Source organism: Dolomitihabitans soli (genome assembly GCF_022213955.1).
Classification (GTDB): Bacteria; Actinomycetota; Actinomycetes; order Streptosporangiales; family Streptosporangiaceae; genus Streptosporangium_A; species Streptosporangium_A soli.
The window spans coordinates 285,170-310,732 of sequence record NZ_JAKNTW010000013.1 but is presented as its reverse complement, the minus strand read 5'-3'; the positions used below and the strand labels follow the sequence as shown (position 1 = coordinate 310,732).

The 25,563-nt window shown below is 70.2% G+C and carries 25 protein-coding genes and 1 tRNA gene; 14 read left to right on the top strand and 12 right to left on the bottom strand.

Going from position 1 to position 25,563, the window contains the following annotated elements; translation table 11 throughout:
- Positions 1-170: 170 nt before the first annotated feature.
- From MBA17_RS26715 to MBA17_RS26700, 4 genes are all read left to right on the top strand, one after another.
- A complete protein-coding gene (locus MBA17_RS26715) occupies positions 171-1,499 on the top strand; it encodes an NAD(P)/FAD-dependent oxidoreductase (RefSeq protein ID WP_238499330.1) in 1,329 nt (442 codons plus the stop codon).
- A gap of 102 nt (positions 1,500-1,601) precedes the next feature.
- Entirely contained in the window at positions 1,602-2,156 is a 555-nt protein-coding gene (locus MBA17_RS26710) for a glycine cleavage system transcriptional repressor (protein WP_238499329.1), read from the top strand.
- A complete protein-coding gene (gene def, locus MBA17_RS26705) occupies positions 2,153-2,722 on the top strand; it encodes a peptide deformylase (RefSeq protein WP_238499328.1) in 570 nt (189 codons plus the stop codon). The genes MBA17_RS26710 and def overlap by 4 nt, the downstream gene beginning before the upstream one ends.
- A gap of 56 nt (positions 2,723-2,778) precedes the next feature.
- A tRNA-Leu gene (locus MBA17_RS26700) sits at positions 2,779-2,851 on the top strand.
- Positions 2,852-3,133: 282 nt separating this feature from the next.
- Here MBA17_RS26700 and MBA17_RS49710 read toward each other — a convergent pair.
- The 3 genes from MBA17_RS49710 to MBA17_RS26690 all read right to left on the bottom strand — a co-directional run bounded on the left by MBA17_RS49710 (position 3,134) and on the right by MBA17_RS26690 (position 5,008).
- A complete protein-coding gene (locus tag MBA17_RS49710; RefSeq protein ID WP_455432857.1) occupies positions 3,134-3,409 on the bottom strand; it encodes an ROK family protein in 276 nt (91 codons plus the stop codon).
- Positions 3,406-4,167 carry an ROK family protein gene (locus tag MBA17_RS26695; RefSeq protein WP_274385973.1) on the bottom strand — a complete coding sequence of 254 codons (762 nt, stop codon included), beginning with the start codon at positions 4,165-4,167 and terminating at the stop codon, positions 3,406-3,408. The genes MBA17_RS49710 and MBA17_RS26695 overlap by 4 nt, the downstream gene beginning before the upstream one ends.
- A gap of 97 nt (positions 4,168-4,264) precedes the next feature.
- The gene (locus MBA17_RS26690; RefSeq protein WP_238499327.1) at positions 4,265-5,008 is read right to left on the bottom strand and encodes an N-acetylmannosamine-6-phosphate 2-epimerase; all 744 of its coding nucleotides are present in this window, start codon (positions 5,006-5,008) and stop codon (positions 4,265-4,267) included.
- Between the two features lie 85 nt (positions 5,009-5,093).
- On the opposite strand from MBA17_RS26690, the gene MBA17_RS26685 reads away from it, so the two are divergent.
- From MBA17_RS26685 to MBA17_RS26670, 4 genes are all read left to right on the top strand, one after another.
- Positions 5,094-5,795, top strand: a complete 702-nt coding sequence (locus MBA17_RS26685; protein ID WP_238499326.1) for a GntR family transcriptional regulator — start codon at positions 5,094-5,096, stop codon at positions 5,793-5,795.
- A 180-nt stretch (positions 5,796-5,975) separates the two neighbouring features.
- On the top strand, positions 5,976-6,758 hold the full coding sequence (locus tag MBA17_RS26680; RefSeq protein ID WP_238499325.1) for a Bax inhibitor-1/YccA family protein: 783 nt from the start codon (positions 5,976-5,978) through the stop codon (positions 6,756-6,758).
- A 204-nt stretch (positions 6,759-6,962) separates the two neighbouring features.
- Entirely contained in the window at positions 6,963-7,187 is a 225-nt protein-coding gene (locus tag MBA17_RS26675) for a DUF4287 domain-containing protein (protein WP_238499401.1), read from the top strand.
- Positions 7,188-7,256: 69 nt separating this feature from the next.
- The gene (locus tag MBA17_RS26670) at positions 7,257-7,667 is read left to right on the top strand and encodes a PPOX class F420-dependent oxidoreductase (protein ID WP_238499324.1); all 411 of its coding nucleotides are present in this window, start codon (positions 7,257-7,259) and stop codon (positions 7,665-7,667) included.
- A gap of 42 nt (positions 7,668-7,709) precedes the next feature.
- Here MBA17_RS26670 and MBA17_RS26665 read toward each other — a convergent pair whose 3' ends face one another.
- The 3 genes from MBA17_RS26665 to MBA17_RS26655 all read right to left on the bottom strand — a co-directional run bounded on the left by MBA17_RS26665 (position 7,710) and on the right by MBA17_RS26655 (position 11,434).
- Entirely contained in the window at positions 7,710-8,927 is a 1,218-nt protein-coding gene (locus tag MBA17_RS26665) for an acetyl-CoA C-acetyltransferase (protein ID WP_238499323.1), read from the bottom strand.
- Positions 8,928-9,038: 111 nt separating this feature from the next.
- Positions 9,039-10,400, bottom strand: coding sequence for an outer membrane protein assembly factor BamB family protein (locus MBA17_RS26660; protein ID WP_238499322.1), 1,362 nt, complete (start codon positions 10,398-10,400; stop codon positions 9,039-9,041).
- A gap of 53 nt (positions 10,401-10,453) precedes the next feature.
- Entirely contained in the window at positions 10,454-11,434 is a 981-nt protein-coding gene (locus tag MBA17_RS26655; protein ID WP_238499321.1) for an SGNH/GDSL hydrolase family protein, read from the bottom strand.
- 131 nt (positions 11,435-11,565) lie between these two features.
- Between MBA17_RS26655 and MBA17_RS26650 the strand changes: the two genes are divergently transcribed.
- A complete protein-coding gene (locus MBA17_RS26650; protein ID WP_238499320.1) occupies positions 11,566-12,936 on the top strand; it encodes a cystathionine beta-synthase in 1,371 nt (456 codons plus the stop codon).
- A 274-nt stretch (positions 12,937-13,210) separates the two neighbouring features.
- On the opposite strand, the gene MBA17_RS26645 is transcribed toward MBA17_RS26650, so the two are convergent.
- Positions 13,211-14,353: a sensor histidine kinase gene (locus tag MBA17_RS26645; RefSeq protein WP_238499319.1), complete on the bottom strand. Its 1,143-nt coding sequence runs from the start codon at positions 14,351-14,353 to the stop codon at positions 13,211-13,213.
- 138 nt (positions 14,354-14,491) lie between these two features.
- Between MBA17_RS26645 and MBA17_RS26640 the strand changes: the two genes are divergently transcribed.
- The gene (locus MBA17_RS26640; protein WP_238499318.1) at positions 14,492-14,686 is read left to right on the top strand and encodes a hypothetical protein; all 195 of its coding nucleotides are present in this window, start codon (positions 14,492-14,494) and stop codon (positions 14,684-14,686) included.
- Between the two features lie 111 nt (positions 14,687-14,797).
- Positions 14,798-15,934, top strand: coding sequence for a cystathionine gamma-synthase (locus tag MBA17_RS26635; RefSeq protein WP_238499317.1), 1,137 nt, complete (start codon positions 14,798-14,800; stop codon positions 15,932-15,934).
- On the opposite strand, the gene MBA17_RS26630 is transcribed toward MBA17_RS26635, so the two are convergent.
- Positions 15,931-16,350 carry a DUF2269 family protein gene (locus MBA17_RS26630; protein WP_238499316.1) on the bottom strand — a complete coding sequence of 140 codons (420 nt, stop codon included), beginning with the start codon at positions 16,348-16,350 and terminating at the stop codon, positions 15,931-15,933. The two genes, MBA17_RS26635 and MBA17_RS26630, sit on opposite strands and share 4 nt — an antisense overlap.
- A 454-nt stretch (positions 16,351-16,804) precedes the next feature.
- On the opposite strand from MBA17_RS26630, the gene MBA17_RS26625 reads away from it, so the two are divergent.
- Positions 16,805-17,230 carry a DUF6292 family protein gene (locus MBA17_RS26625; protein WP_238499315.1) on the top strand — a complete coding sequence of 142 codons (426 nt, stop codon included), beginning with the start codon at positions 16,805-16,807 and terminating at the stop codon, positions 17,228-17,230.
- A gap of 279 nt (positions 17,231-17,509) precedes the next feature.
- Here MBA17_RS26625 and MBA17_RS26620 read toward each other — a convergent pair whose 3' ends face one another.
- The gene (locus MBA17_RS26620) at positions 17,510-19,459 is read right to left on the bottom strand and encodes a vWA domain-containing protein (protein ID WP_238499314.1); all 1,950 of its coding nucleotides are present in this window, start codon (positions 19,457-19,459) and stop codon (positions 17,510-17,512) included.
- A 40-nt stretch (positions 19,460-19,499) separates the two neighbouring features.
- Positions 19,500-20,909, bottom strand: coding sequence for a sigma 54-interacting transcriptional regulator (locus tag MBA17_RS26615; protein ID WP_238499313.1), 1,410 nt, complete (start codon positions 20,907-20,909; stop codon positions 19,500-19,502).
- Positions 20,910-21,070: 161 nt separating this feature from the next.
- Between MBA17_RS26615 and MBA17_RS26610 the strand changes: the two genes are divergently transcribed.
- Positions 21,071-22,264 (top strand): FIST signal transduction protein, encoded by a 1,194-nt coding sequence (locus MBA17_RS26610; protein WP_238499312.1) that lies wholly within the window; start codon positions 21,071-21,073, stop codon positions 22,262-22,264.
- A 26-nt stretch (positions 22,265-22,290) separates the two neighbouring features.
- The gene (ilvA, locus tag MBA17_RS26605) at positions 22,291-23,505 is read left to right on the top strand and encodes a threonine ammonia-lyase (protein ID WP_238499311.1); all 1,215 of its coding nucleotides are present in this window, start codon (positions 22,291-22,293) and stop codon (positions 23,503-23,505) included.
- Position 23,506: 1 nt separating this feature from the next.
- On the opposite strand, the gene MBA17_RS26600 is transcribed toward ilvA, so the two are convergent.
- Positions 23,507-24,931, bottom strand: coding sequence for a M1 family metallopeptidase (locus MBA17_RS26600; protein ID WP_238499310.1), 1,425 nt, complete (start codon positions 24,929-24,931; stop codon positions 23,507-23,509).
- Positions 24,932-25,008: 77 nt separating this feature from the next.
- Positions 25,009-25,560, bottom strand: a complete 552-nt coding sequence (locus MBA17_RS26595; protein ID WP_238499309.1) for an RDD family protein — start codon at positions 25,558-25,560, stop codon at positions 25,009-25,011.
- Positions 25,561-25,563: the final 3 nt, after the last annotated feature.

Genomic DNA, 25,563 nt, shown 5'->3' with positions numbered 1-25,563 from the left:
ACTACGTCATATGAATAAAGTTCTAGCAATATTTCGCTGAAAGCCCGGATTGTCTTGCTATAGCGGGAAATTTGTGACCTAGTTCGCAGTACCCCGAGTGGAGTCGATCATCCTTCGTGGCATAGGCTTGTGAATGCTTTCACAAGCAATGCGAGAGATGGGTACCCAAGGTGAACCCGGAGTCGAAGCACATCCTGATCGTCGGCGGCGGCTACGTCGGCCTCTACACCGCGCTACGACTGCAGCGCCGGCTCGCCCGGCAGTTGCGTGACGGGAGCGTGCGGATCACGCTGGTCGATCCGCAGTCCTACATGACCTACCAGCCATTCCTTCCCGAGGCGGCGGCGGGCAACCTGTCGCCGCGGCACGTCGTGGCCCCGCTGCGCAGAGTCCTGCCCAAGGTGCGCATCCTCAGCGGCAAGGTCACCAAGGTCAACCACGCGGGCCGGACCGTGCTGTTCGAACCGGCCGAGGGCTCCCCCCGCGAGGTCGGCTACGACCTCATCGTGATGGCGGCCGGCTCGGTGTCCCGCACGCTGCCGATTCCCGGCCTCACCGACATCGGCATCGGCTTCAAGACCATCGGCGAGGCCATCGGCCTGCGCAACCGGGTCCTGCACCAGCTCGACGTGGCCGAGTCGACCGACGACGAGGAGATCCGCCGCAGGGCGCTCACGTTCGTCGTGGTCGGCGCCGGGTTCGCCGGCGTCGAGGCGCTGGCCGAGCTGGAGGACATGGCCAAGGACTCCACCCGTTACTACCGCAACATCACCCCGGCCGACCTGCGCTGGGTCCTCGTCGAGGCGACCAACCGGGTGCTGCCCGAGGTCGGCCCGGAGATGGGCAAGTGGACCCTGGAGCAGCTCCGCGAGCGCGGCATCGACGTACGGCTCGACACCCGTCTGGAGTCGTGTGTGGACGGCAACGTGGTGCTCTCCGACGGCGAGCGCTTCGAGGCCGAGACGCTCGTCTGGACCGCGGGAGTCAAGCCCAGCCCGATCGTGGGCGCCGCCGATCTGCCCGTCGACGAGCGCGGCCGGATCAAGGCCACCACCCGCCTGACCGTCGTCGGCATGCCCGGCGCCTTCACCGCCGGCGACATCGCGGGCGTCCCGGACGTGACCAACCCCGGCGAGTTCTGCGCCCCCAACGCCCAGCACGCCGTACGGCAGGCCAAGGTCCTCGCCGACAACATCGTGCGGACCCTCAAGGGGGAGGAACTTGTCGATTACCGTCACAAGTATGTCGGATCGGTCGCCGGACTCGGCCTCCACCAGGGCGTGGCGAACGTCTACGGGGTCAAGCTTCGCGGATTCCCTGCATGGTTCATGCACCGCACCTACCATCTGTCGCGGGTGCCCACGCTGAACCGGAAGGTCCGTGTGGTCGTGGACTGGACCCTCGCGCTGTTCTTCAAGCGGGAGACGATCTCGCTCGGCGAGATCCACCGCCCGCGTGACGAGTTCAGGGCCGCGGTCGCGAGCAACCGCCCGCGTTGAGCCCGGGTACGGCTTCGCGCCTCCACCGCACGGAGGAGCGAGGCCGTACTCCCGTCTCGGAAGGGCACCCGAGAGGCTGGGAGAGGGCGGAGAGTGGTGAACATGGGCCTGTCCGCTGTCACCGTGCTCGGCATCGACCGCCCCGGCGTGATCTCGGAGGTCTCCGGGGCGATCGCCGAGCAGGGAGCCAACATCCAGGACTCCACGATGACGCTGCTCGGCGACTACGTGGTGATGACACTGCTGGTCTCGGGCACGCTCGCCGCCGAGAAACTCCGCGACCACTGCCCTGACCTGGTCATCACCACGGTCGAGATGGACGGCCTGCGTGACCCGGCGCCCTCCCCGCGCGCCTGGTTCCGGCCCTTCGCCCGCACCTCGCCGGGCGAGGCCGACGACGGCGTGGGGTTCGTGCTGAGCGTGCACGGCGCCGACCGGCCCGGCATCATCTCTGCGGTCAGCGGCGTGCTGGCATGCGAACGTGGGACGATCACGGGCATGAACAGCCGTCTCAGCGGTGATCTCTACGTGCTGATCGCCGACGTCCGGATCCCCGGCGACGTCGACGTGGCCGCCCTGATGCGCCGTCTCGCCGCCGTCGGCGCCGGACTCGGCGCCGAGATCACCTTCCGCCCCGCCGTGCCGGAGCTCCTGTGACTCCCTCCCGCGCCCCGATGACCGCGCCCACCGCGCCGGCCGGTACGGCCCGCGAGGTGCTCGACGCGCCGCACACGCTGCTCACCACCATGGCGGCCCCCGTCGATCCCGCCGATCCCCGGGTGGTCGAGGCCGCCGCCGACCTCCTCGCCACGCTGCGCCGTGCCGACGACCGCCTCGGCGTGTCCGCGCCGCAGATCGGCCTGGGCTGGCGGCTGCTGGCCATCGACGTCTCCAGCCACCCGAGGACCCGTTCCTGCGCGGGGGAGCTGGTGCTGGTCAACCCGCGCCTCACCCAGGCCGCCCGCTGGGAGACCGCCCGTGAGGGCTGCCTGTCGGTCCCCGGGCTCGTCGGCGAGGTCCGCCGGGCCACCCGGATCACCGTCACCGGCCAGCGTCCCGGCGACGGCGAATCACTGACGTTTCACACGGACGCGTTCGAGGCCCGCTGCCTGCAGCATCAGCTCGACCATCTCGACGGCGTTCTCTTCCTCGACCGGATGCCCACCGCTCGTGCCGTACACCGGGCGCGACATCCGCAATCTCCCTTACGTCATCATGTGTGACGCCTGATACGAACTTGTGCTCCTCTTATGAGTGGTCTATTACGTATGATTACGGCGCCCCCGTAGCCCAATGGCAGAGGCAAACCCCTTAAAAGGGTTGTAGTGCGGGTTCGAGTCCCGCCGGGGGCACCCCCTGTCAACCACCGGTAACCGGTTCGCTACCTGCGTGAAGTAGAAGCTGACCGTTTCGCATGTGTTCGGTTGTCCGGAACTAAAGCGCAGTCCTTTACGCACAGTTGCGCCGAATTCGTTACATAGTTATCCGGTTACCGGAAGTGTCATCAATTCGTCGCTCACCGCTGCCGGAACGCACCGTTTCGGGAACCGTGTTGTGACGCAGTGCGACGGCGGAGAAGATCGCTTCCGGCGAGATCGAGGTGGGCGGCCTAATGGCCGCACCACAAGTGGCGATCATTCCCGGCCGCGGTCCTTCCCCTCGTCCGGCCGTTCTCCGATCGCGGCGGCGGCGGCCCCGAGCACCCCGCCGAACCGGCCGAGGGCCGGGGGCCGGATCACGACCTGGTCCGGCCCCGGCAGCGCCTCCTCCCGCACGGCCCGCGTGAGGGGGTCGAGCAGGAGGTCGCCGACGGCGGTCACCCCGCCGCCGAGCACGACGACGTCCGGGTCGAAGACGGTCACCAGGCCGCCGAGGGCGCGACCGAGGAGGCCGGCCGCCTCCGTGATCACCGCGATGGCGCGGGGATCGCCGCCGCGGCCAGCCCGGCGACGTCCGCCAGGTCCTCGCCGGCGCCGCCGAGTTCGCGGTGGCGGGCGAGGATCGCGGGACCGGAGGCGTACGCCTCCAGGTGGCCGGTGCGACCGCAGGGGCAGCGGCGTGCCGGACCTGGCGCGGGGACGGGGAGGTGCCCGAGGGCGCCCGCCGTGCCCGTACGGCCCGGGACCAACTCGCCGTCCACGACGAGCGCACCGCCGATCCCGGTGCCGACGGTGACGACCAGGGCGGTCCGGCTGTGCAGGGCGGCGCCGAGGCGGGCCTCGCCGAGCGCCCAGGCGTGCACGTCGTTGAGCACCCTGACGGGGAGGTCCAGGGCGGCGGTGAAGGCGGCGCGCAGCGGGGTGCCGCGCCAGCCGGGGAGCGCGGTGGTGGCATGGCTGACCTCGCCCCGGGCGTCGACGGTGCCCGCGCTCCCGACGCCGCAGGCCACCGGTCGCAGGCCCGCCTCGCCGGCCCAGGCGGCCTCGGCGGCGGCCAGCCGTACCGCCTGGGACAGGACCGCGGCGGCTCCGGAGGCGGCGGGAGTGGGGAGGTGGGCCGAGTGGAGGAGACGGCCGTCGAGGGTCACGACACCGGCCGCCGTCTTGGTACCGCCGAGGTCGACGCCGATGACGACCGTCGCGCCTGTCCCTGTCCCCGTCCGCGTCTCCGTCCCTGTCCCTGTCCCCGTCTCCGTCTCCGTCGGCCGGGTCGCGCTCGTGCCCGTCATCACGCCCTCACCGGCCGATCCTGGTTCTGGCGGACCTGCCTCATGCCTGTGATCCCCCGTATCGGCTGGTTTGTCCCGTCCTTGGTGGTCGTGGTCGTCACGTCGCCTGGACCCGTTGTGCGGCGGGTGTGCTGCGGACGAGCCGGCGGGTGATCGCGAGCGGGTCGGTCGCCGCGCCGCCCACGACCACGGCCCAGGCGCCGCGTTCGAAGGCGGCGGCCAGGTGTTCGGCGGTACGCAGGCGGCCCTCGGCCACGGTGCGGACGTCGTGGGCGGCGAGCCGGGCGACCAGATCGAGGTCAGGCTCATCGCCGGGGGTGCCGGGGGTGCCGGGGGTGCCGGGGGTGCCGGGGGTGGCGGGGGTGGCGGGGGTGGCGGTGTAGGGGGTGTAGCCGGACAGGGTCGTGGACACCAGTTCCGCGCCCCACTCCCAGGCCGCGAGCCCTTCGCCGAGGGTGGAGACGTCGGCCATGACCGGCACGCCGAGACGGGTCCTGACCCGTTCGATCGTCTCCCGCGGGTCGCCGGTCACCTCCGCGGTCGCCTCCAGGGCCACCATGTCGGCCCCGGCCTCGACCAGCCGGGCGGCAAGCTCGTACCCCGGTGTGATGAGCGGCCGGGCGCTCTCCCGCGGGACCTTGGCCAGGCCGATGATCGGCAGCCCCACCGCCGCCCTGACCGCGCGGACGTCCTCGGGGCCGTTGACCCGCACACCCGCGGCCCCGCCCTCCTCGGCGCACCGGGCGAGCAGGGCGATGACCGGGGTACGGCGCAGCGGATGCCCGTCGGGGGCCTGGCAACTGATCACGAGGCCGCCCGCCATCCTGGCTGTCAGATTCACGTCAATTGGTATAGCCCAATTGGCGAACGAGCGTCAAACCCCCGCTGTAAGCTGGTACGGCGATGCGCAGATCACGGGAATTGGGATGACCAAGACGGGTCAGCTGAAGGATCACCTGATGGCCCTCGTCGAGCGGCTGGGGCCGGGGGCGAAGCTGCCCACCGAGCGCGACCTGGCCGAGTTGTTCGAGGTCAGCAGGCTCACCGTCCGCCGCGCCTTCGACCGGCTGGAGACCGACCGGCTGGTATACCGGGTGCAGGGCTCGGGCACGTTCGTCAGCCGCGAGCGCATCGCCAAGACCATCGAGCTGACCTCGTTCAGCCAGGACATGCGCAGCCGGGGGCTGACTCCGGGCTCTCGCCTGCTGGCGGCGGCCGAGGTCCCGGCCGGGGCCGGGGTCGGCTACGCGCTGGGGATCAGCCCGGCCGAGCCCGTCACCCGCCTGCGCCGGGTGAGCACCGCCGACGGCGAGCCCATGTGCCTGGAGGAGTCGTGCGTGCCCGTGTCCATCGCGCCGGGCCTGCTCGGCCTCGCCGCCGACGTCTCCCTCTACGACCTGCTGGAACGGGAGCACCGGATCCGGCTCGAACGGGCGGACCAGACGATCAGGGCCACCGTGCTCGACCCGGAGGAGGCCGGGGAGTTGGCCGCCGCCCCCTTCTCACCCGCCATGCTCGTCGAGCGGACCGCCTACGACCAGCGTGGCAGGGCGGTGGAGGTGGCCAGGTCGCTCTATCGTGGCGACCGTTACTCCTACGAGATCACCGTGCTCCGCTCGGAGGCGTGAGCGATCCGGCGAACGGGCCGGCTCCCCCTCGGCGTACGGGCGTTCCCGTGGGATGCTTCGGGAACTGAGAAGGCTGACCGGTCGTTGTCTCCCCAGACAGATTTAGATACCGGCATGATACGGCCCTGTGATGCCCGATCTACTACTCTGATCACGTAGGTCGCAAGGTGGAGGCAATCGATGGAGAGCAAGAACCCCGTTTTCAGTCGGAAACGCCAGGGCCAGCAGGCCTGGGGCGGGCCGACTCCGAGCTCTGACCAGCTCCAGAACATGTATGACGCCCCGTCGTACGCCCCCCCGGCCCAGCGGCAGATGACGATCGACGACGTCGTCGTGCGCGGGTTCATGACCCTGGGCACCCTGGTGGTGGCGGCCGCCGCCGCGTGGGTGCTCAACGTGCCCCTGGGCATCGCGGTGGTCTTCGCGCTGGTCGGCGTCGTGCTCGCCCTGATCGCGTCGTTCAAGCAGAGCACCAGCCCCGTGCTGATCCTCGGCTACGCGCTGTTCTACGGCGTCTTCGTGGGCGCGCTCAGCCACACGTACGAGAGCTTCTACAACGGCGTCGTGATCCAGGCGGTGCTCGGTACGGCCCTCGCCTTCGGCGGGGTGCTGGCCGTCCACTCGCTGAAGATCATCAGGGTCACGCCGAAGCTGGTGCGCTTCGTCGGCGCCGCGGCCATCGCCGCGATCGGCCTGATGCTGATCAACCTGGTCGCCGGGTTCTTCGTCGACGGCGGCATCGGCATCCGCACCGACAGCCCGCTCGGCTGGATCTTCAGCGCCGCGATGATCCTGCTCGGCTGCTTCTTCCTGCTCCTCGACTTCGACATGGTCGAGCAGGCCGTGGCGCAGGGCGCACCGGAGAAGTTCGCCTGGCAGTGCGCCTTCGGGCTCACCCTCAGCCTGGTCTGGATCTACCTGGAGGTGCTGCGCTTCGTCAGCTACTTCTCGGGCAACGACTAGCAGGTCATGTGACAAGGCCCCGCTTATGGCGGGGCCTTTCGCATGTCTTGGCCGATACGTGGGTACGGCAAGGCACATGCTGGACCAACAACCCTGCGCGACGAATGATCTACGTCACGTAAGAGAGAACTGGCCGGTCAGCTCTTGCCAATCGGCCGGTGTTGTTGCAGTGTCGAGCAAAGGAGCCCATCCGTGGAGGTGCCCATGTCGTTGAACCACTCACCGGAGACGCAGATCAAGCTCATTGCCAGAGTCCCCACGATAACGGGACGCGCACTCCCAGAGTGGTTTCAAGCCATCGACAACGGCCCGTCGTTCCTACGCTGCGATGAACGGGCCAACTGGCTCGCAGACGAACACGGGCTAACCCACGGCTACGCCGCCGCGATCGTTCGCGAGCATGAGCGGCAGCGCCACCACCGCATGTAGTCGTAGCGACGCGCCCGCGCCCACCCACCGGTGGCGCGGGCGTGCGCCTGTCTGGAGCATGATGGGCTCATGGATCTGGACAAGGCACGAGAGTTCGTCAGAGGCAACCATCGGGCGGTGCTGCTGACCCGGCACGCGGACGGCCGTCCGCAGCTGTCACCGGTGACGACCGGGATCGACGACGACGGTCACATCGTGATCAGCACCCGTGAGACGGCCGCCAAGACGCGCAACGCCCGGCGGGACCCCCAGGTGGCGGTCTGCGTGTTCACCGACGGGTTCTTCGGCGACTGGATCCAGATCGAGGGCACCGCCGAGATCGTCGGTCTCCCCGAGGCGATGGAGCCACTCGTCGACTACTACCGCCGCATCTCCGGCGAGCACCCCGACTGGGACGACTACCGCGCCGTCATGGAACGCGACCGCCGGGTCATCATGAAGATCACCCCCACCAGGGCGGGCCCCGACCTCCACGGCTGACCGGGTACGGCCGGCGTCCGGATGGGACGCCGGCCTGACGGGTCAGTTCAGGCGTTCGAGGATCATGGCCATGCCCTGGCCGCCGCCCACGCACATGGTCTCAAGCCCGATGGACTTGTCGTGGAAGCGGAGGCTGTTGATCAGGGTGGAGGTGATCCGGGCGCCGGTGCTGCCGAAGGGGTGGCCGACCGCGATGGCGCCGCCGTTGACGTTGAGGCGGTCGAGCTCGATGCCCAGCTCCCGGTAGGAGGGGATCACCTGGGCGGCGAACGCCTCGTTGATCTCGACCAGGTCGATGTCGTCGATCGACATGCCGGCCCTGGCGAGCGCCTGCCTGGTGGCCTCCACCGGGCCCAGGCCCATGATTTCCGGCGACAGACCGGTGACGCCCGTGGACACGATCCTGGCCAGCGGGGTGAGCCCCAGCTCGGCGGCCTTGGTGTCGCTCATCACGACCACCGCGGCGGCCCCGTCGTTGAGGGCGCAGCAGTTGCCGGCGGTCACGGTGCCGTCGGGGCGGAACACCGGCTTGAGCCCGGCCACCGCCTCGTAGGTGGTGCCGGGCCGGGGGCCGTCGTCCTTGCTGACGACGGCGCCGGAGGGCAGGGTGGCAGGGGTGATGTCCTGCTCCCAGAACCCGTTGCCGAGCGACTTCTCCGCGAGATTCTGCGACCGCACGCCGAACTCGTCCTGTTCCTTGCGTGAGATGCCCCGGATGCCGGCCACGTTCTCCGCGGTCTGGCCCATCGCGACGTAGACGTCGGGGAGCTGGTCGTCGTCGCGGGGGTCCTGCCAGGTCTGGCCGCCCTCGGCCAGCTTGAGGGTGCGCGCACGGGCGTCGCCGAAGATCGAGTTGTGGGTCTCGGGCCACGAGTCGGAGTTGCCCTTGGCGAAACGTGAGACGCACTCGACCCCGGCCGAGATGAACACGTCTCCCTCGCCCGCCTTGATCGCGTGGAAGGCCATCCGGGTGGTCTGCAGGGATGAGGAACAGTAGCGGGTCACGGTCGTGCCGGGCACGCCGTCAAGGCCGAGCATCACGGCCACCACCCGGCCCATGTTGAAACCCTGCTCGCCGCCCGGCAGGCCGCAGCCGAGCATGAGGTCGTCGATCTCCGCGGGATCGAGTTGGGGGACCTTGGCCAGGGCCGCCTGGATCATCTGGGCGGCAAGGTCGTCGGGACGGATGTCCGTGAGCGACCCCTTGAAGGCGCGGCCGATCGGCGAACGTGCTGTTGCGACGATTACTGCCTCGGGCATGTGGCTCTCCTGGGTTCTGTTCAGCGCTCCTGACGGGGAGATTACTCCGCTGTAGGGCGTCCGCCATGACCTGGGGGGCGAAAAACAGAACTTTGTACTGTAATCGGCAGGTCAGCCGTACATGCCCGGAGCGTTGGCGGCGCCGTCCCTGATTCCGTGCAGCGCGCCCTTCTCGTCACGCCACACCCGCCAGCCCTCCTGGCTGCCGGTGAACCACTCCGGGGGCGTGGCCGTGCCGTCCGCCCGCTTGCCCCTGGCGAGGTCGTACTCGCACAGCGCGGCGACGGAGTAGAACCCCGGAGCCTGGCCCTTGAGGGGGAGCGCCTTGGGGTCGGTGACGCAGAACGACCAGCCCTGCTGTCCCTCGGTGGTCGTCGGCTTGCCGCTGGCCAGGTCGAAGGAGCTGCCGGAGCTGCCGTGCTTGAGGAAGCCGACCCGCTCCATCTGGGAGGGGAAGGCCAGCCACCATCCGGACCCGGGCACGTCGGTGGCGCCGATCTGGCCGATGACCCGGCCGGTGTCGGGATCGAGCCTGGCGAATCCGCCGTACTGCCCCTTGTCGTCGACCGGGCGCACCACCGGGGCGAAGCCGGGGCTGCCGCTGGGATAGACGCGGACGACCGACGGGCGCATCCAGTTGACCGAGCCGTCGGAGAGCTTGAGCGAGAAGACCCCGAAGGTCGAGACCTTCTTGGTGCCCGGATCGGTGTACGGCGCGACGTAACCGACCAGGTTGTCGGCGGTGGCTCCGAAGGACCAGCCGCCCGACATGTCCACCCCCTTCCCGAGCGCCTGCTCGACGGGCTGCTGCCAGACGATCTTGCCCGTCTTGAGCTCGTACGCCTCCAGCACCGGATGCTTGGCGAGCCTGAGCAGGACCACGCGGTTCTCGTCGGACCACTGGACCTCGGCGATGCCGGGAAGCTGCCAGGCCGTCTCGCCGGTCGCCGCGTCGAGCACGACGACCCGGGCGGTGGCCAGCGCGGTGTGCTCGGACAGGCAGACGTACGGCCCGCAGCGCTGGGGGCCGAAGGTCGAGTGGATCCCCCTGCGCCACCGCTCCTCGCCGGTGCGGGCGTCGCGGGCCAGCAGCGTGGCGTTCCATCGGCCCTTCTTCGCGGGATCAAGGGCGGCCACCACCGCCTCGGCCTTTCCCGACGGGATGAGCGCGGGCGGCGGGACGCCCATGCCGGGCAGGCGTCCGGCCATGGTGGCGGGGTGGGCCCACAGCTTCTTGCCGGAGGCGAGGTCCGCGGCGAAGGTTTCGAGCGTGCCGCCGGGCCCCATCGTGGTGGCGGTGAGGAACCCCGCCGCCACAGTGGTCCGGCTGACGGCGTTGACCTGCGTGTTGTGCCAGGCCAGGACGGGCGGCGGGGCCTTCTCGGTGGCCGCGTCGCTGCCGGAGCAGCCGGCCAGGGTCAGCGTGCCGATCAGCACCAGGGCAGGTTTCGCGTGCGGTCGGATCACGGGCATTCCACTCCAATGGGGACGAGACGTGACGACCCCGGTGCGGAGGGTAACCGCGATCAGGCGTCGTCAGACGCCCCTGACCGCCGCCGAAGCAGCGTGACCCATCGTCCGTGCGGGCCGACCGCCTGTCCGGCCACGCGGGTCTCGGTGACCTGGGCGCCGGGCTCCTCCGCGGCCAGAGCCGCCGCAAGGTAAATCGATTTCGATCCCTCGCCGCGCCGAGGCACAGGCTCAGGCCACAGCCCCAACGCGGCGCATACAGACGGTAGCACCGCGTAAGCAGCCTGTTGGTAACCTCTGGCAGATGGGTGATATCGATCGGGTCCGAACATTTCGCCCGGGTTTGTAGCGAATTCCGGCCCCAGCAGGTCGGCGAACGCCACGGTCCGCCCGCCCGCCTCCACGACCGCGATGGTCTGCGCCGCGGCCAGTTCCCTGCACCACCGTCGGGTCACCCAGCGCAGCGGCTGCCTGATCGGGCGCACCGTGCCGAGATCGGGACAGGTGCCCACGACGACCTCCGCCCCCGCCTCGTGTAACCGCCGCACCGCCTTCTGCAGATGGCGTACAGCGAGCGGCGGGCGGGTCTGCGTGGTGACGTCGTTGGCGCCGACGAAGATGACCGCTATGTCAGGCCGTGCGTCGAGTGCCCGGTCCACCTGCGCGGCCAGTTCGGCGGACGCGGCACCCGACTGACCGAACACGTCCAGCCGGCAGGGACGCTCGGCCACCGCCGACAGTCCGCAGGCGAGCAACACGCCCGGGGTCTCACCGGGGTCGGTCAGCCCCAGGCCCACCGAGGTGGAGTCGCCGAGCATCACCAGCCGGATCGGCTCGCCGTCGCCGCCGCCGTAGAGGCCGTCGGAGGGTGGTCCGTCCATGCCGTGCGGCAGTCCGACGAGCTTGCGTGCGAGCATTCCCTCGGCGAGCAACAGGCCGTAGGTCGCCGCCCCGATCGCGGTCAGTCCGCCCCCGCCGTATGCCGCGGCGGTCGCGATTCGCCGTGCCGCACGCGCCACTCCAGGAGTCCAGAACACCAGTAGCGCCCCCTCGTCGTCTCGCGACGGTAGCGTTTGAGGTGAAACTAGCCGAGTCTCATCCACCCGCTGGGGATTACGGCCTCGAACACGCTGACAAAGCCCGATAAACAAGGTGATTGGACCTCACAGTGCGCGTGTATGACTCGCTGATCGAGCTGATGGGAGACACCCCGCTCGTTCGGCTGCACAAGGTGACCGCCGGGCTGCCCGCCGAGGTGCTCGCCAAGGTGGAGTACTTCAATCCCGGGGGGTCGGTGAAGGACCGCATCGCCCTGCCCATGATCGAGGCCGCTGAGCGCTCGGGGGCGCTGCGGCCGGGCGGCACGATCGTCGAGCCCACCTCCGGCAACACCGGCGTCGGCCTGGCCATCGTCGCCCAGAAGAAGGGCTACCGCTGCCTGTTCGTGGTGCCCGACAAGGTCGCCCAGGACAAGGTCGCGGTGCTCCGGGCGTACGGCGCGGACGTGGTCGTCTGCCCGACGGCCGTCTCACCCGACCATCCCGACTCCTACTACTCGGTCTCCGACCGGCTGGCCCGCGAAGTGCCGAACGCGTGGAAGCCCGACCAGTACGCGAACCCGGAGAACCCGGCCGCCCACTACCAGACGACCGGCCCGGAGATCTGGGAGCAGACCGAGGGCCGCATCACCCACTTCGTCGCCGGCATCGGCACCGGAGGCACGGTCAGCGGCACCGGGCGCTACCTCAAAGAGATCTCCGACGGTCGGGTCAGGATCATCGGCGCCGACCCGGAGGGCTCCGTCTACTCGGGCGGCACCGGCAGGCCGTACCTGGTGGAGGGCGTCGGCGAGGACATCTGGCCGGAGACCTACGACACCACGATCTGCGACGAGATCATCGCGGTCTCCGACAAGGACTCCTTCGGCATGACCCGCCGGCTGGCCCGCGAGGAGGCCCTGCTGGTGGGCGGCTCCTGCGGGATGGCCGTGGTCGCGGCGGCACGGGTGGCGGCGGCCGCCGCGCCGGGCGACGTCGTGGTCGTGCTGCTGCCCGACGGCGGCCGGGGCTACCTGTCGAAGATCTTCAACGACGACTGGATGGCCGACTACGGCTTCCTGACCAGCCCCAGCGAGGAAGGGCTGGTCCGTGACGTGCTCCTGCGGAAGAACACCGGGCTGCCCGAGTTCGTGCACACCCACCCGCACGAGTCCGTCAGCACCGCCATCTCGATCATGCGCGAGTACGGCGTGTCGCAGCTTCCGGTGATGAAGGAGGAACCCCCGGTGATGGCCGCCGAGGTCGTCGGCTCCATCGTGGAACGCGACCTGCTCGACGCCCTCTACCGGGGCAAGGTCCGAGCCGAGGACCCGATCGAGGGCCACATGTCGCAGCCGCTCCCGATGATCGGCGCGGGCGAGCCCGTCTCCGGCGCCGTCGAGGCCCTGGAGAAGGCCGACGCCGCCGTAGTCCTCGACGACGGCAAGCCCATCGGCCTCCTCACCCGCCAAGACCTCCTAGCCTTCCTCACCAACCACTAACATCCCCCCACCCGACCCAAGGCTCGCCAAGCGAGCCAAGGGTCTCGTTCGGGCGCGCCGGTGGCTGGACTGAGGAGTGAAGGAGCGACGTAGGAGCGGATGAGCGACGAGGGAAGCCGCCGGGTGTGAGCGCCCGAACCGCGACGCGCAGCGTCGCATCAAACAGGGCGCGCCGGTGGCTGGACTGAGGAGTGAAGGAGCGACGTAGGAGCGGATGAGCGACGAGGGAAGCCGCCGGGTGTGAGCGCCCGAACCGCGACGCGCAGCGTCGCAATCAGCACGGAATTTCCACTGTGACTTCCCAGGTGCCGTCCGAGGTGGGGCCGGCGATTAGGCGGCCGCCGAGTGCTTCTACGCGTTCGGCCATGCCTACCAGGCCGAATCCGCCGCCGAGGCGGGAGAGTCTGGCGTCGGATCCCGAGCCGTGGTTACGCACGCGGAGCCGTACCCAGCCTTCGATGAGGCGCAGATCGGCCTGCACCCAGCCGGTGCCGGGGGAGTGCCTGCGGATGTTCGTCAGGCACTCCTGGAGGACCCGGTGCAGGGTCGTCATGGCCTCGGGCGGGAGGGTGTCGTCGTCGAGCCCCTGACCCACCTCGAACCCCACCTGGGGCCCGTCTGCGGAGAAGCGCTCCACCAGTGTGCGCAGCTCGCTCAGCGTCGATCCGGGCGTGCGGGCGGCCTGGTCCTGCTCGCGCAGCACGGTGACCAGTCGCCGCATCGAGGTGAGCGCGTCGGCCCCGGCGGTCGCGATCGCGTCCAGCGCGGGCGTGACCGCCTCGGGCTTCTGCTCGGCGACGGTGCGCGCCGCCTGGGCCTGCACCACGATCCCGGTGATGTGGTGGGCGACGAGGTCGTGCAGTTCCCTGGCCAGCTCCAGCCGTTCCGCCCGCCGTACGGCGTGCACGGCGTGGGTGCGGCGCTCCTGCTGGAAGCGGAGGTAGGCGCCGACGCTCGCCGCGACGACCCAGGCCGTCAGGACCAGGAAACCGACCGCCAGCCCGGCGCCCTCCCCGGAGCGGGTGCCCGCCGCCATCAGCAGGGCCACGATCGAGGCGCCGGTGAGCAGCGCCGCCCGGCCGACCGGCTCCACCCAGCGCAGTACGCCGATGGTGAGGATCAGGATGGACCCGGTCTCGGCGAGCCCCGGCGCGAGCAGGCGGGCGTCCACGCTGCCCATCACCACGGAGATCAGCGCCGACAGCCCGAGGAGCAGCACGAACCCCTGCACCCTGAACCTGCGTCTGAGCAGCACCGCGATGATCCCGGCGGATCCGCACAGGAAGGCCAGCGGGTTGCCCGTCTTCGACGACAGGGCGATCGCCAGGTCCATCAGGAGCAGCACGCCCAGCCAGCCGATCAGCGCTATCTCGCTGAGCCGCTGGATCCAGTAGACCATCCGGTGCGTGTCTCCCACGGCAATGAGCCTAGGTCGAGGGGATGACTGCCGGGATCGACCGTTCGGCCGAGCCGTACCCTCTTGAACCGGTCCTTCAGCGGAGGCGCCGGTGGGCCCTTTCCGACGATGCTCGAAGGTGTCGGAAGGGAGAGGGATATGACGGTGATCGGGATCGTGGTACTCGGACTGGGGATGGTGGTCGCGGTGCTCTGCGCGATGGCCGACCAGGTGCTGCTCTCACGGATCAACGGCGGGCCCGCGGCCGGTCCGAGCGGACGGTACCTCGGCGAGCGGGAGGCGGACATCGTCCGGTTGCCGATTCATGAGGACCGCCGCTCTTCGGCCGCATGAGGCGTACGCTGCCGGGGAGCTGGGCCGGAGGGGTCGGTGAAGGCCGTTCCGGGGTTGGCGGAGGGGCGTCTGGGAGCAGAGCGCCGGGTGGCGCGCGGTAGCGTGGGCCGCATGAGCAATGGTTTCGAGACGCTGGCCATCCACGCAGGTCAGGAGCCTGACCCGAGCACGGGCGCGGTCGTGCCGCCCATCTACGCCACCTCCACGTACAAGCAGGACGGGGTCGGCGGGCTGCGGGCGGGATATGAGTACAGCCGGTCGGCGAATCCGACCAGGACCGCGCTGGAGGAGTGCCTGGCGGCGATCGAGGGCGGGGTCAGGGGGCTGGCGTTCGCCTCGGGGCTCGCGGCGGAGGACACGTTGCTCCGCACGGTGTGCCGTCCGGGCGACCACGTGCTGATTCCCGGCGACGCGTACGGCGGCACGTTCAGGCTGTTCGCGAAGGTACTGAAGGGCTGGGGGCTGGCCTACGACCCGGTGCAGCTGGCCGATCTCGCGGCGGTGCGCGCGGCGGTGCGGCCGGAGACGAAGGTGATCTGGGTCGAGACGCCGACCAACCCGCTGCTGGGCATCGCGGACATCGCCGGGCTGGCGACGCTGGCCCGTGAGTCGGGCGCGCTGCTGGTCGTGGACAACACCTTCGCCTCGCCGTACCTCCAGCAGCCGCTGGCCCTCGGCGCCGACGTCGTGGTGCACTCGACGACCAAGTACGTGGGCGGGCACTCCGACGTGGTGGGCGGGGCCCTGGTGGCCGCGGACGCGGGGCTCGGCGAGGAGCTGGCCTATCACCAGAACGCGATGGGCTCGATCGCCGGGCCGTTCGACGCCTGGCTGACCCTGCGCGGGATCAAGACGCTGGGCGTCCGGATGGACCGTCACTGCGACAACGCCGAACGCGTCGTCGAGCTGTTGTCGGCCCATCCCCGGGTGACGCGCGTGCTCTATCCCGGCCTGCCGGGGCACCCCGGGCACGAGATCGCGGCCAAGCAGATGAAGCGTTTCGGCGGGATGGTGTCCTTCCAGGTGGCGGGTGGCGAGGAGGAGGCCGTCGCGATCTGTGACCGGACGCGGCTCTTCACCCTGGGCGAGTCGCTCGGCGGGGTCGAGTCGCTGATCGAGCATCCCGGCCGGATGACCCACGCCTCGGCCGCGGGCTCCCCGCTGGAGGTTCCGGGCGACCTCGTCCGCCTCTCGGTCGGCATCGAATCCATCGACGACCTCCTCGCCGACCTCACCCGCGCCCTCTAGTCGAACATCACCATCAGCACCAGGATCACCAGGAAGAGCAGGGTGACCACACCGGAGAGGGTGGCGACGCGGCCGGTCTGCACCTTGGCGTCGTCGCCCTCGGTCTCGGTGGACAGCGCCCTGATCGCGGTGCTCTGGTCCCTGTCGATGATGACGAGCAGGATGGCGGCCACGATGAACAGCGTCATCGACACCGAGAGGTACGGCTTGGCGAGGTCCCTGCCGCCGAGCAGCAGCCCGAACAGGAACACGCCGAGGGAGAGCAGCCCGAAGATCCGGGTGCTGCGGTGGAGGTAGCGCAGGACGCCGACGTCCTTCGCCCGGATGTATCTCGGCGTGGCCATCGTGACGGCCGTGACCGGCCCGAGGGCGAAGATCGCGAAGGCGATGTGCAACCAGAGCAGCAGAGTAGACATGGGCCAGAGAGTAGCCTCCCGGTGATCTCACCGGGAGGCTGTTGCGCCGCGGGAGGCGCTAGTCTGCGACGGCCTGGTCGTCGGCGGCCTCTTGGTCGGTCACCTCACGTTCGCGTGAGAGCGAGCCGAGGCATAGCTCATAAGAGACACATGCGACGAGAATCATCACTAGAATCACTATTGCCGCGATCATCCCAGCTTCACCCCTTTCGGCTCGCGGTCGGTCTCTGTCCGAACATCGTCTGTCTTGGTTAGACGGCACGGCAAGCGAATAAGTTGTCCCGCGAAGGGACGAACTTGGGCACGCCGACGGAAGCCCGGCCTCCCTAAAGGGGATGGCGTCGAATCGAAAAAGGTTTCCCGGTCCCTGCGACCGGCGTGGCCTGCTCTGGTATCCAGGTGATTCGTGGCGTAACGCCGTCTTTCGCAGTCGCACAAGGGAGTGCAGATAGCCGTGAAGCACAATCTGCCTGAGCCGTACACAGCCGAGTGGTTCCGCATGCCGGTGGCCTATGTCCGCCGGGTCGCCGAGGCGCTCGCCGCGGGCGGCGTGGAGGTCCTCGACTGGTGGGACGACCCGTGCGACCCCCGTGACGCCACTCTCCGGCTGGCCGGCGACGCCACGCTGCTGTGGGACGAGGAGTCGGGCTGGCGGGTGGGCGCCTTCGTCTCGGGCGAGCAGGGCGTGCGCACCGTCCTCGACGGCGTCCGCTACCTGGGCGGCGGGGTGCTGCCGCGCCCCGAGATCGTCGCCCGGCTGCTCGCCGAGGTCCGGGCCGGCGGAGGTACGGCGATGCGCCCGCTCTACCGCTCCTACCGGCACTTCAACGACGGCTTCGACAGCGGCCTGCTCGGCTACGCCCGCCTCGTCACCGCCTGACCCCCGGGTTGAACGAGGTCGTGCTCCTGCAATGATTCGCCGGTCAGTCTTCGCCGCCGACCGGCTCGATGTGCGGGATGGTGACCCGTGGCGGATGGTCGAGTGGGGGCTGGGGTCGCGCACTCAGTGCGCGGTGCGCAGGTGTGGTCAAACCGAAGCAGATGTCCGGCATGCCAGCCGAAACGGCGACCCGCGACCCACACCCGAGAAGCGCTGTCCCACAGACCCCAGCCGCCAACGGCGAGCAGCGAAAACCAGGCTTGCCGTACGGCTGACCCCTCACCTCGCCCGTCGGGCGCGGAGGAAGTCGCTGACGACGTACTCGCCGAGGCGGTCGGCGCTGGCGGAGAAGACGCGGCCGCCGTTGCGGCGGGCCACCTCGTCCACGAACTCCTTGAGCCGCTCGTCGCCCGCGAGCATGAAGACGTTGAGCGTGGCACGCCTGCGCGTCATCTTGTCGACCTCGGCCAGGGTGAGTTCCAGGGTCTCCGGGGAGGGCGGCCACTCGAAGGCGGACCTGCCGTTGCGCAGCAGGTGGGCGGTCGGCTCGCCGTCCGTGACGACCAGCACGACGGGTTCGAAGTCGGGGTGCCGGTCGAGGTGCCGGCCCGCGATCAGCAGCGCGTGGTGCAGGTTGGTGCCCTGGACCATGTCCCAGTCGAGCCCGGCCAGTTCGTCGGGCTGGAGCACGCGGGCGTAGTTGGAGAAGCCCACGATCTGGACCGCGTCCTGCGGGAACTTCGTGGCGACCAGGGCCTGGAGCGCGAGAGCCGTCTGCTTGGCGGCGGCCCAGGTGCCGCGCAGGGCCATCGAGTAGGACAGGTCGACCAGCAGGCAGACCGCGGCGGCCGTGCGGCGCTCGGTCTCGGCGACCTCGAAGTCGTCGACCGACAGGCGCACACCCTTGCCTTCGCGGCCCCGGCGGACCCCGTTGACCAGCGTGCGGACCACGTCGATGGGCTGTTCGTCACCGAAGCGCCAGGGGCGGGAGGAGCCGGTGAGCTCGCCCGCCGCGCCCGCGTCGCGCTGGTCGTGGTCGCCGCGGCGGCCCGCGTCGAGCGAGGAGAAGACCCGGCGCAGCGCGGTCTCGCCGAGCCGCCTGACGGCCTTGGGGGTGAGCTCCAGCTTGCCGCGTTTGCGCAACAGGTAGCCCTGTTGTTCCAGCTCGCGTTCGATCTGCTTGAGCGCCGACAGGTCGTCGACGGCCGAGCGGCCGAGCGCGCGGCGGATCGCGGCCTCGTCGACGTCGTCGAGGCGGGCGCCCGGGTAGTCCTGGCGGAGCGCGGCCTCCAGGCGGCTGAGGTCGGAGAGCTCCTCAAGGGCGGTGACGGCGTCGCCCATGCCCATCGGGTTCTCGCCGGTGAGGCGTTCGGGTGTGCTCCAGGCCAGGTCGGGACGGCGGGCGTGCAGGGCCTCGCCGAGGCGGCGCATCTGGTCGGACAGCCCCGAGTCGGCGAGCGTCTGGTCGATGAGCCCGGAGAGCTCCTCGCGCTGCTTGGCGGTCAGCGAGGCGAGCATCCGCTGGGTCGCGGCGGCGCGCCGGGCGAGCGCGTCGACGAGTTCGTCGAGGTTGCGCGGCCGCTCCGGAAACATATCCCCAAAATCACCCATAAAGCGGTCGAAATCTTCTTGGGTGTGTTCCCCGCGCGTGTCCCGGTCGAGCATCTCGTTCAGCGCGTCCATCATCCGCCGGACCCGCTCCATGGCCTCGGCGTCCGGGTTGGCGAGGGCCTCGCGCAGGCCGCGGAACTGGCTGTCGAGGACCTCCCGCCTGAGCAGGTCGCGCAGCTCCTCGAAGGTCGCCCTGGCCGCCGGGGAACGCCACTGGTAGTCGCTCAGCTCACCGATCGCGGTCGCCGTGTCGGCGGACAGCATCTCCAGCTCCGACTCCCGCAGCCGGGCGTCGTCGGACGTGTCGGGGAACAGCGCCGCGCGCTCCTGGCCGAGCGCCTTGTCCAGCAGCTCCCTGGCGCGTTCCAGGGTGCCGTCGAGCCGCCCCTGCTCCCGCAGCTCACGCCTGCGCCGCCGTACCTCGCGCAGCAGGTCGTCGAGCCCTCGCCGGTCGGGCGCGTCCGGCAGGCCGCGCTTGAGCAGGTCGCGGAGGGCGTGCACGGGCGTCGAGCCGGACAGGATCGCGTCGCCCATCTCATCCAGCGCGGACCGCACGTCGTACGGCGGAGCCAGCGGGTCGGGCCCGTCGTGGTACTCCCCGTAGCGATAGCCGGTCATTTTGTGCACTCCCTAGTAAGACCCAGCCGTGGACGGACGGTCAGGTTCGGTAGACCGCCGCGCCGTCGACGTCGTCCTTGGACAGGCGGCGCATGAGATACAGGCCCTCCAGGGCGAACTCCAGCGCCGCGGCGGCGTGTCCGGGCGACTCGTCGCCGTCGCCCAGGCCGAGCTGCGACATGATCTTCGACAACCCGTTGACCGGCCCGATCCTGCGCAGCAGCTCACCCGCCGCGACCAGCTCGCCGGACTCGACCTGGACGCCCTCGTCGAACCTGGCCAGCAGCGGAGCCAGATCCAGCCCGCCCAGCGTGTTCCGGTACGTCTCGGCCACGGCCCGGCGCAGCAGATGGGCCAGGACCTCGGTCTCCCGCCCCTCCTCGCTGACCTCGAACTCGACCTTGCCGCGCAGCGTGTGCACCACCCCGGGCAGGTCGCACACGCGGGTCACCGCGCGCTCCTCCCCGGTCAGCGCCGCACGCCGTACGGCGGAGGCGGCGGCGGTCTCGGCGGCGGCGATGGCGAACCGGGCCGAGACGCCGGAGCGGGCGTCCACCGCGGTGGACTCGCGCACCAGGCGGGTGAATCTGGCGATCACCTCGACGAGGTGTTCGGGCAGGTCGGCGCCCAGGCCGTCCCAGCCGAGCGCGGCCTCCTGCTTGATCAGGGTCAGCTCGGCCGCCATGTCGAGCGGGTAGTGGGTGCGGACCTCGGCGCCGAACCGGTCCTTCAGCGGCGTGATGATGCGGCCGCGGTTGGTGTAGTCCTCCGGGTTGGCGCTGGCGATCAGCAGGATGTCCAGCGGCAGCCGCAGGTTGTAGCCGCGGACCTGGATGTCACGTTCCTCAAGGACGTTGAGCAGCGAGACCTGGATCCGCTCGGCGAGGTCGGGCAGCTCGTTGACCGAGAAGACGCCGCGGTTGCTGCGCGGCACCAGCCCGTAGTGGACCGTCTCCGGGTCGCCGAGGGTGCGCCCTTCAGCGATCTTGATGGGGTCGACGTCGCCGATCAGGTCGCCGACCGAGGTGTCGGGCGTGGCGAGCTTCTCGCCGTACCGTTCGTCGCGGTGCTTCCAGGCGACGGGCAGGTCATCGCCCTCGCTCTCGGCCAGCCTGCGGCAGCGTACGCAGGCGGGGGCGTAGGGATGGTCGTTGATCTCGCAGCCCTCGACGACCGGGGTCCACTCGTCGAGCAGCCCGGTCACGGTGCGGATCAATCGGGTCTTGCCCTGTCCGCGCTCGCCCAGGAGGACCAGGTCATGCCCGGCCAGCAGGGCGCGCTCCAGATGCGGCAGCACGGTGGCGTCGAAGCCGACGATCCCGGGGAACCTCGGCTCGCCGGCACGGAGCCGGGCCAGCAGGTTCTCGCGGATCTCAGCCTTCACCGTGCGGTGGATATGGCCGCTCTGGCGCAACTCACGCAGAGTATGGAGCTCTGGGATTTGATGCACGGGTTCGAGACTACGTCCCCGGTGGCGTATCCGGCAGCCCGAATCTGGAGACCAGGTACTTCGGATCTTGACTATCGCGTTGCGCTTGGGGGGCGTGCTTGTCCCCACAGTGGGGAGAATCGGGCCAAGGGGACAGCTCATCACAATGGGAGGCGATACGCGTGGCACTGCTGACGAGCCGCTTCGCCGACGGCCTCGCCGTTGGCCCCGACCTGGTCACCTCGGCCGAGTCGGCGATCGGCCAGGCCCTCACCGGGCTCAGCGGGCCCGCCGATCTGGTCTGCTTCTTCATCTGCGGCGACGACCCCGACGATGTCACGAGGGCGGGTCAGCGGGCCATGCAGATGGCGCCCGGCGCGCACGTGATCGGGTGCAGCGCCACGGGAGTGATCGGCGACGCGCGGGGCGTCGAGCTGAACCCCTCGGTGAGCGCGTGGGCGGCGACCCTCGACGGCACCCGGGTCACCCCGTTCGCGCTGGAGACCCTGCGGTCCGAGGACCGCTTCGTGGTGGTCGGCCTGCCCGAGCGCGGCCACGACGACCGGGTCGCGGTCATCCTCGCCGACCCCTACAGCTTCCCCACCGACGCCTTCGTCGAGCACTCCGCGGAGGTGCTCGGCAACCTGCCGCTCATCGGCGGCCTCGCCAACGGGCTCCAGGGCAGGGGCTCCGTGCGGCTGTTCGCCGACGGCGAGGTCTACACCGAGGGCGCGATCGGCGTGATGCTCAGCGGGCCCATCGCGGTGAGCACGGTGGTCAGCCAGGGCTGCCGCCCGATCGGCCCGACGATGGTGGTCACCGGGGTGGAGGAGAACCTCCTGCTCGAACTCGCCGGCCAGCCCGCCCTCGCCCGGCTGGAGGAGATCGTCAGCGCCCTGGAGGAGGACGACCGCGAACTGGTCGCCTCGGGGCTGCAGATCGGCCTGGCCATCGACGAGTACGCCGAACGCCACGAGCGCGGCGACTTCCTGATCCGCGGCGTGCTCGGCATCGACCCCGAGCGGGAGGCCGTGGCGATCGGCGACATGGTGGAGATCGGCCGCACGGTCAGGTTCCAGGTGCGCGACGCGGAGACCGCCGACGAGGACCTGTACGAGCTGCTCGACGCGCACCGCGAGTCCTTCGGCCGGGTGGACGGGGCGCTGCTCTTCTCCTGCAACGGCCGCGGCTCGTCCATGTTCGGCAGCGCCGACCACGACGCCCTCGCCCTGCGCGACACGCTCGGCCCCATCGGGGTCGCCGGGTTCTTCGCCGCGGGAGAGGTCGGGCCCGTCGGCGGCCAGAACCACGTGCACGGCTTCACCGCCTCCATCCTGGTCTTCTCCGTCGGCGGCGCGCACCCGTACAGCCCCTGACTCCGATGAGGTGAAAGACTGGAGTAATGGCGGAGCCAGAAGTGACGTATGACGACGTGGTCGCCGCTCGGGAGCTCCTCACCGACGTGATCGTCTCGACCCCGGTGCTGGCCTCACGCGTCCTGTCGGAACTCGTCGGCGGGCCCGTCTTCCTCAAGTGCGAGAACCTCCAGCGGGCCGGGTCGTTCAAGGTGCGGGGCGCCTACGTCCGGATCGCGAAGCTGACCGACGAGGAGCGGGCCAGGGGAGTGGTGGCCGCCAGCGCGGGCAACCACGCCCAGGGGGTCGCGCTGGGGGCCGGGCTGGTGGGGGCCAAGTCGACGGTCTACATGCCGGTGGGGGCGCCGCTGCCCAAGATCGCGGCGACCCGGGCGTACGGCGCGGACGTGATGTTCGAAGGGCACACGGTCGACGTCGCGCTGGCGGCGGCCAGGGAGCACGCGGAGCAGACGGGGGCCGTCTTCATCCACCCGTTCGACCATCCGCACGTGATCGCCGGTCAGGGCACGATCGGGCTGGAGATCCTGGAGCAGCTTCCCGAGGTCGGCACGATCGTGCTGCCGATCGGCGGCGGCGGGCTCGCCGCCGGGGTGGCGCTGGCGGTGAAGTCGCTGCGGCCGGGGGTACGGATCGTGGGCGTGCAGGCCGAGCGGGCCGCCGCCTATCCGGCCTCGCTCGCCGCCGGGCATCCTCTCATGGTCGAGCCCGCCCCGACCGTGGCCGACGGGATCGCCGTCGGGAAGCCGGGCGACCTCCCGTTCGAGCTGATCCACTACCTGGTCGACAGCGTCGTGACGGTCTCGGAGGAGGAGATCTCGCAGGCCCTGGTGCTCATGCTCGAACGCTGCAAGCTCGTCGTCGAGCCCGCCGGGGTCGCGGCGGTGGCGGCGGTGCTCGCGCAGCCACACGCCTTCGAGCCGCCGGTCGTCGCGGTGCTCTCCGGCGGCAACATCGACCCGCTGCTGCTGTCGAAGGTGCTGCGGCACGGCCTGGCGGCGGCGGGGCGCTACCTCGGCTTCCGGATCCGGCTGCCCGACCGGCCGGGAGCGCTGGCGACGCTGCTGGCCAGGCTCGCCGAACTGGGCGCCAACGTGCTGGAGATCGTGCACGAGCGGGTCGGCTCCCGGCTGCACCTGGACGAGGTCGAGGTCCTGCTGCAACTGGAGACCAAGGGCCCCGGCCACTGCGACGAGGTGCTCGGCGCGCTGCGCAGAGACGGCTACAAGCTCATCTTCGGCTGACCTACCAGGTGGTGGGCCGCTTCGGCTGGAACAACCAGGCGTCGAAGAGGTCGTCGAGCTGCTTGCCGGAGAGCTTCTCCGACAGCGCGACGAAGTCGTCCGTGGTGACGTGGCCGTACTTGTTGTCGTGGGCCCAGGTGCGCAGCAGCTTGAAGAACGTGTCGTCGCCGATGCGCTGGCGCAGCGCGTGCAGGGTCATGCCGCCCCGCGTGTAGACGGAGCTGTTGAACAGGTCGTCGGGCTTCGCCCGGCCCGGCGGGTAGGCCCACATCGGGCTCTCCGTCGAGGCGTAGTGACCCTTGAAGATCTGCTCGGCCGTGCGGTCGCCGGTGTGCTCCGACCACAGCCACTCGGCGTAGGTCGCGAAGCCCTCGTTGAGCCAGAGATCCTTCCACCGCTTGATGCTCAGGCTGTCGCCGAACCACTGGTGCGCCAGCTCGTGGGCGATGATGCCCTCGTCGGGGTCGAAGCCGCCGTACATCGGCTTGGTCTGGTTCTCCAGCGCGTAGCCGGCGCTGAAGTCGTCGACCACGCCGCCGGTCGAGGAGAACGGGTAGGGCCCGAAGACCGTGCTCCAGTAGTCGGTGATCTTGCCGGACTTCGTGTAGACCTTGTTCAGCGAGCTGCGGAACTTCGGGTCGGTCGCGGCGAGGTTGGGCACCCCGCCCGGGGTCTTGCCCTGGCGCAGCTCGAACCGGCCCAGCGTCATCGTCGCCAGATAGGTCACCATCGGGTGGCTCTCGCGCCAGTTGAAGGTCGTCTTGCCGCCGCTGGTGCGGGGCTTGCCGGTCATCTCGCCGTTGGCCAGTGCGGTGACCCCCTCGGGCACGGTGATCTCGAAGTCGAAGGCGGCCTTGTCAGCGGGGTGGTCGTTGGCGGGGAACCAGGTCTTCGCACCGTTGGGCTCGCAGGTGACGAACGCGCCGTCGGAGGTCGGGATGAACCCGTAGACGCCCAGGTTGTTCCTGTCGCGCACCGGCTCGGGCTGCCCGCCGTACGCCACCTCCACGGAGAAGGCGGCCTTGTCCTTGACGGTCTTCGCGGGGGTGACGGTCAGCTCGTCGCCCTCCCTGACGAAGGTGGCGGCGGCGCCGTCGACCTTCACCTTCGTGACGTCGAGCCCCGCCAGGTCGAAGTTGAGACTCGACAGATCCTGTGCGGCTTTCGCCTCGACGACGGCCACCGCGTCGAGCTGCTTGGTGCCCGGGTCGTAGCCCAGTTTCAGCCGGTAGCGGTCGACGTCGTAGCCGCCGTTGCCGTCCTTGGGGAAGTCGGGGTCGCCGATGCCGATCGCCCCCGCCGTGCCGTGGGCCGCCTCTACGGGCGCGGGAGCCGACGTGGGCTTCGCCTCGCCGCTGGACGGGGCGCAGGCGATGACGCCGACGAGCGTGGTGGACACCGCGAGGGTGACCCGGCCGAGCCGCATATGCCGCAAGTCTCCTTTCCGGCCCGAGGGGTCCCCGCAGAGCCGTCGCAAGGCAGCCTACGTGACATCGCGGCTGGTCAGGCGTCTATCACCAGAGTCTTGGCGGCTTTGTCGTGCAAGGCCTGCCGACGCGGATCGAACAGAATCCAGGCGACGTCGATGATGCCGAGACAGCACAGCCAGATGAGCACGACCATCACGGCTTCCCGGATCGCGGCCTGCCCGACGTCGATCTTCCGGCCGTCGCGCTCCTGGACGACCCGGATGCCGATGATCTTCTTGCCGACCGTCTGGCCGTTCCAGAAGGCGTGCAGCAGCCAGTAGTAGAGGAAGGCGACCAGCGCGGACAGGAGGCCGTGGGAGACGCTGATCCGCTCGATTCCTTCGTCCGTGTACCTGACCACGTTGTAGGAGAGAGGCGACGTGAGGATCGCCACGATCACGATGTCGATGAGACCGGCGAACAGCCGCCGCCAGCGTCCGGACAGGGGCAGGGCCCACTCGCCGTGATCCGGGGGAGGCCCGCCGTACGTGGGGCCGTGCGTCGGCGGCACGCCGTACGCCGCCCCGCCACTCCCGGGTGGCGGGGACCAGTCAGGCGGGTCGTGCGGCTCGCTCGGTGATCCCATGGA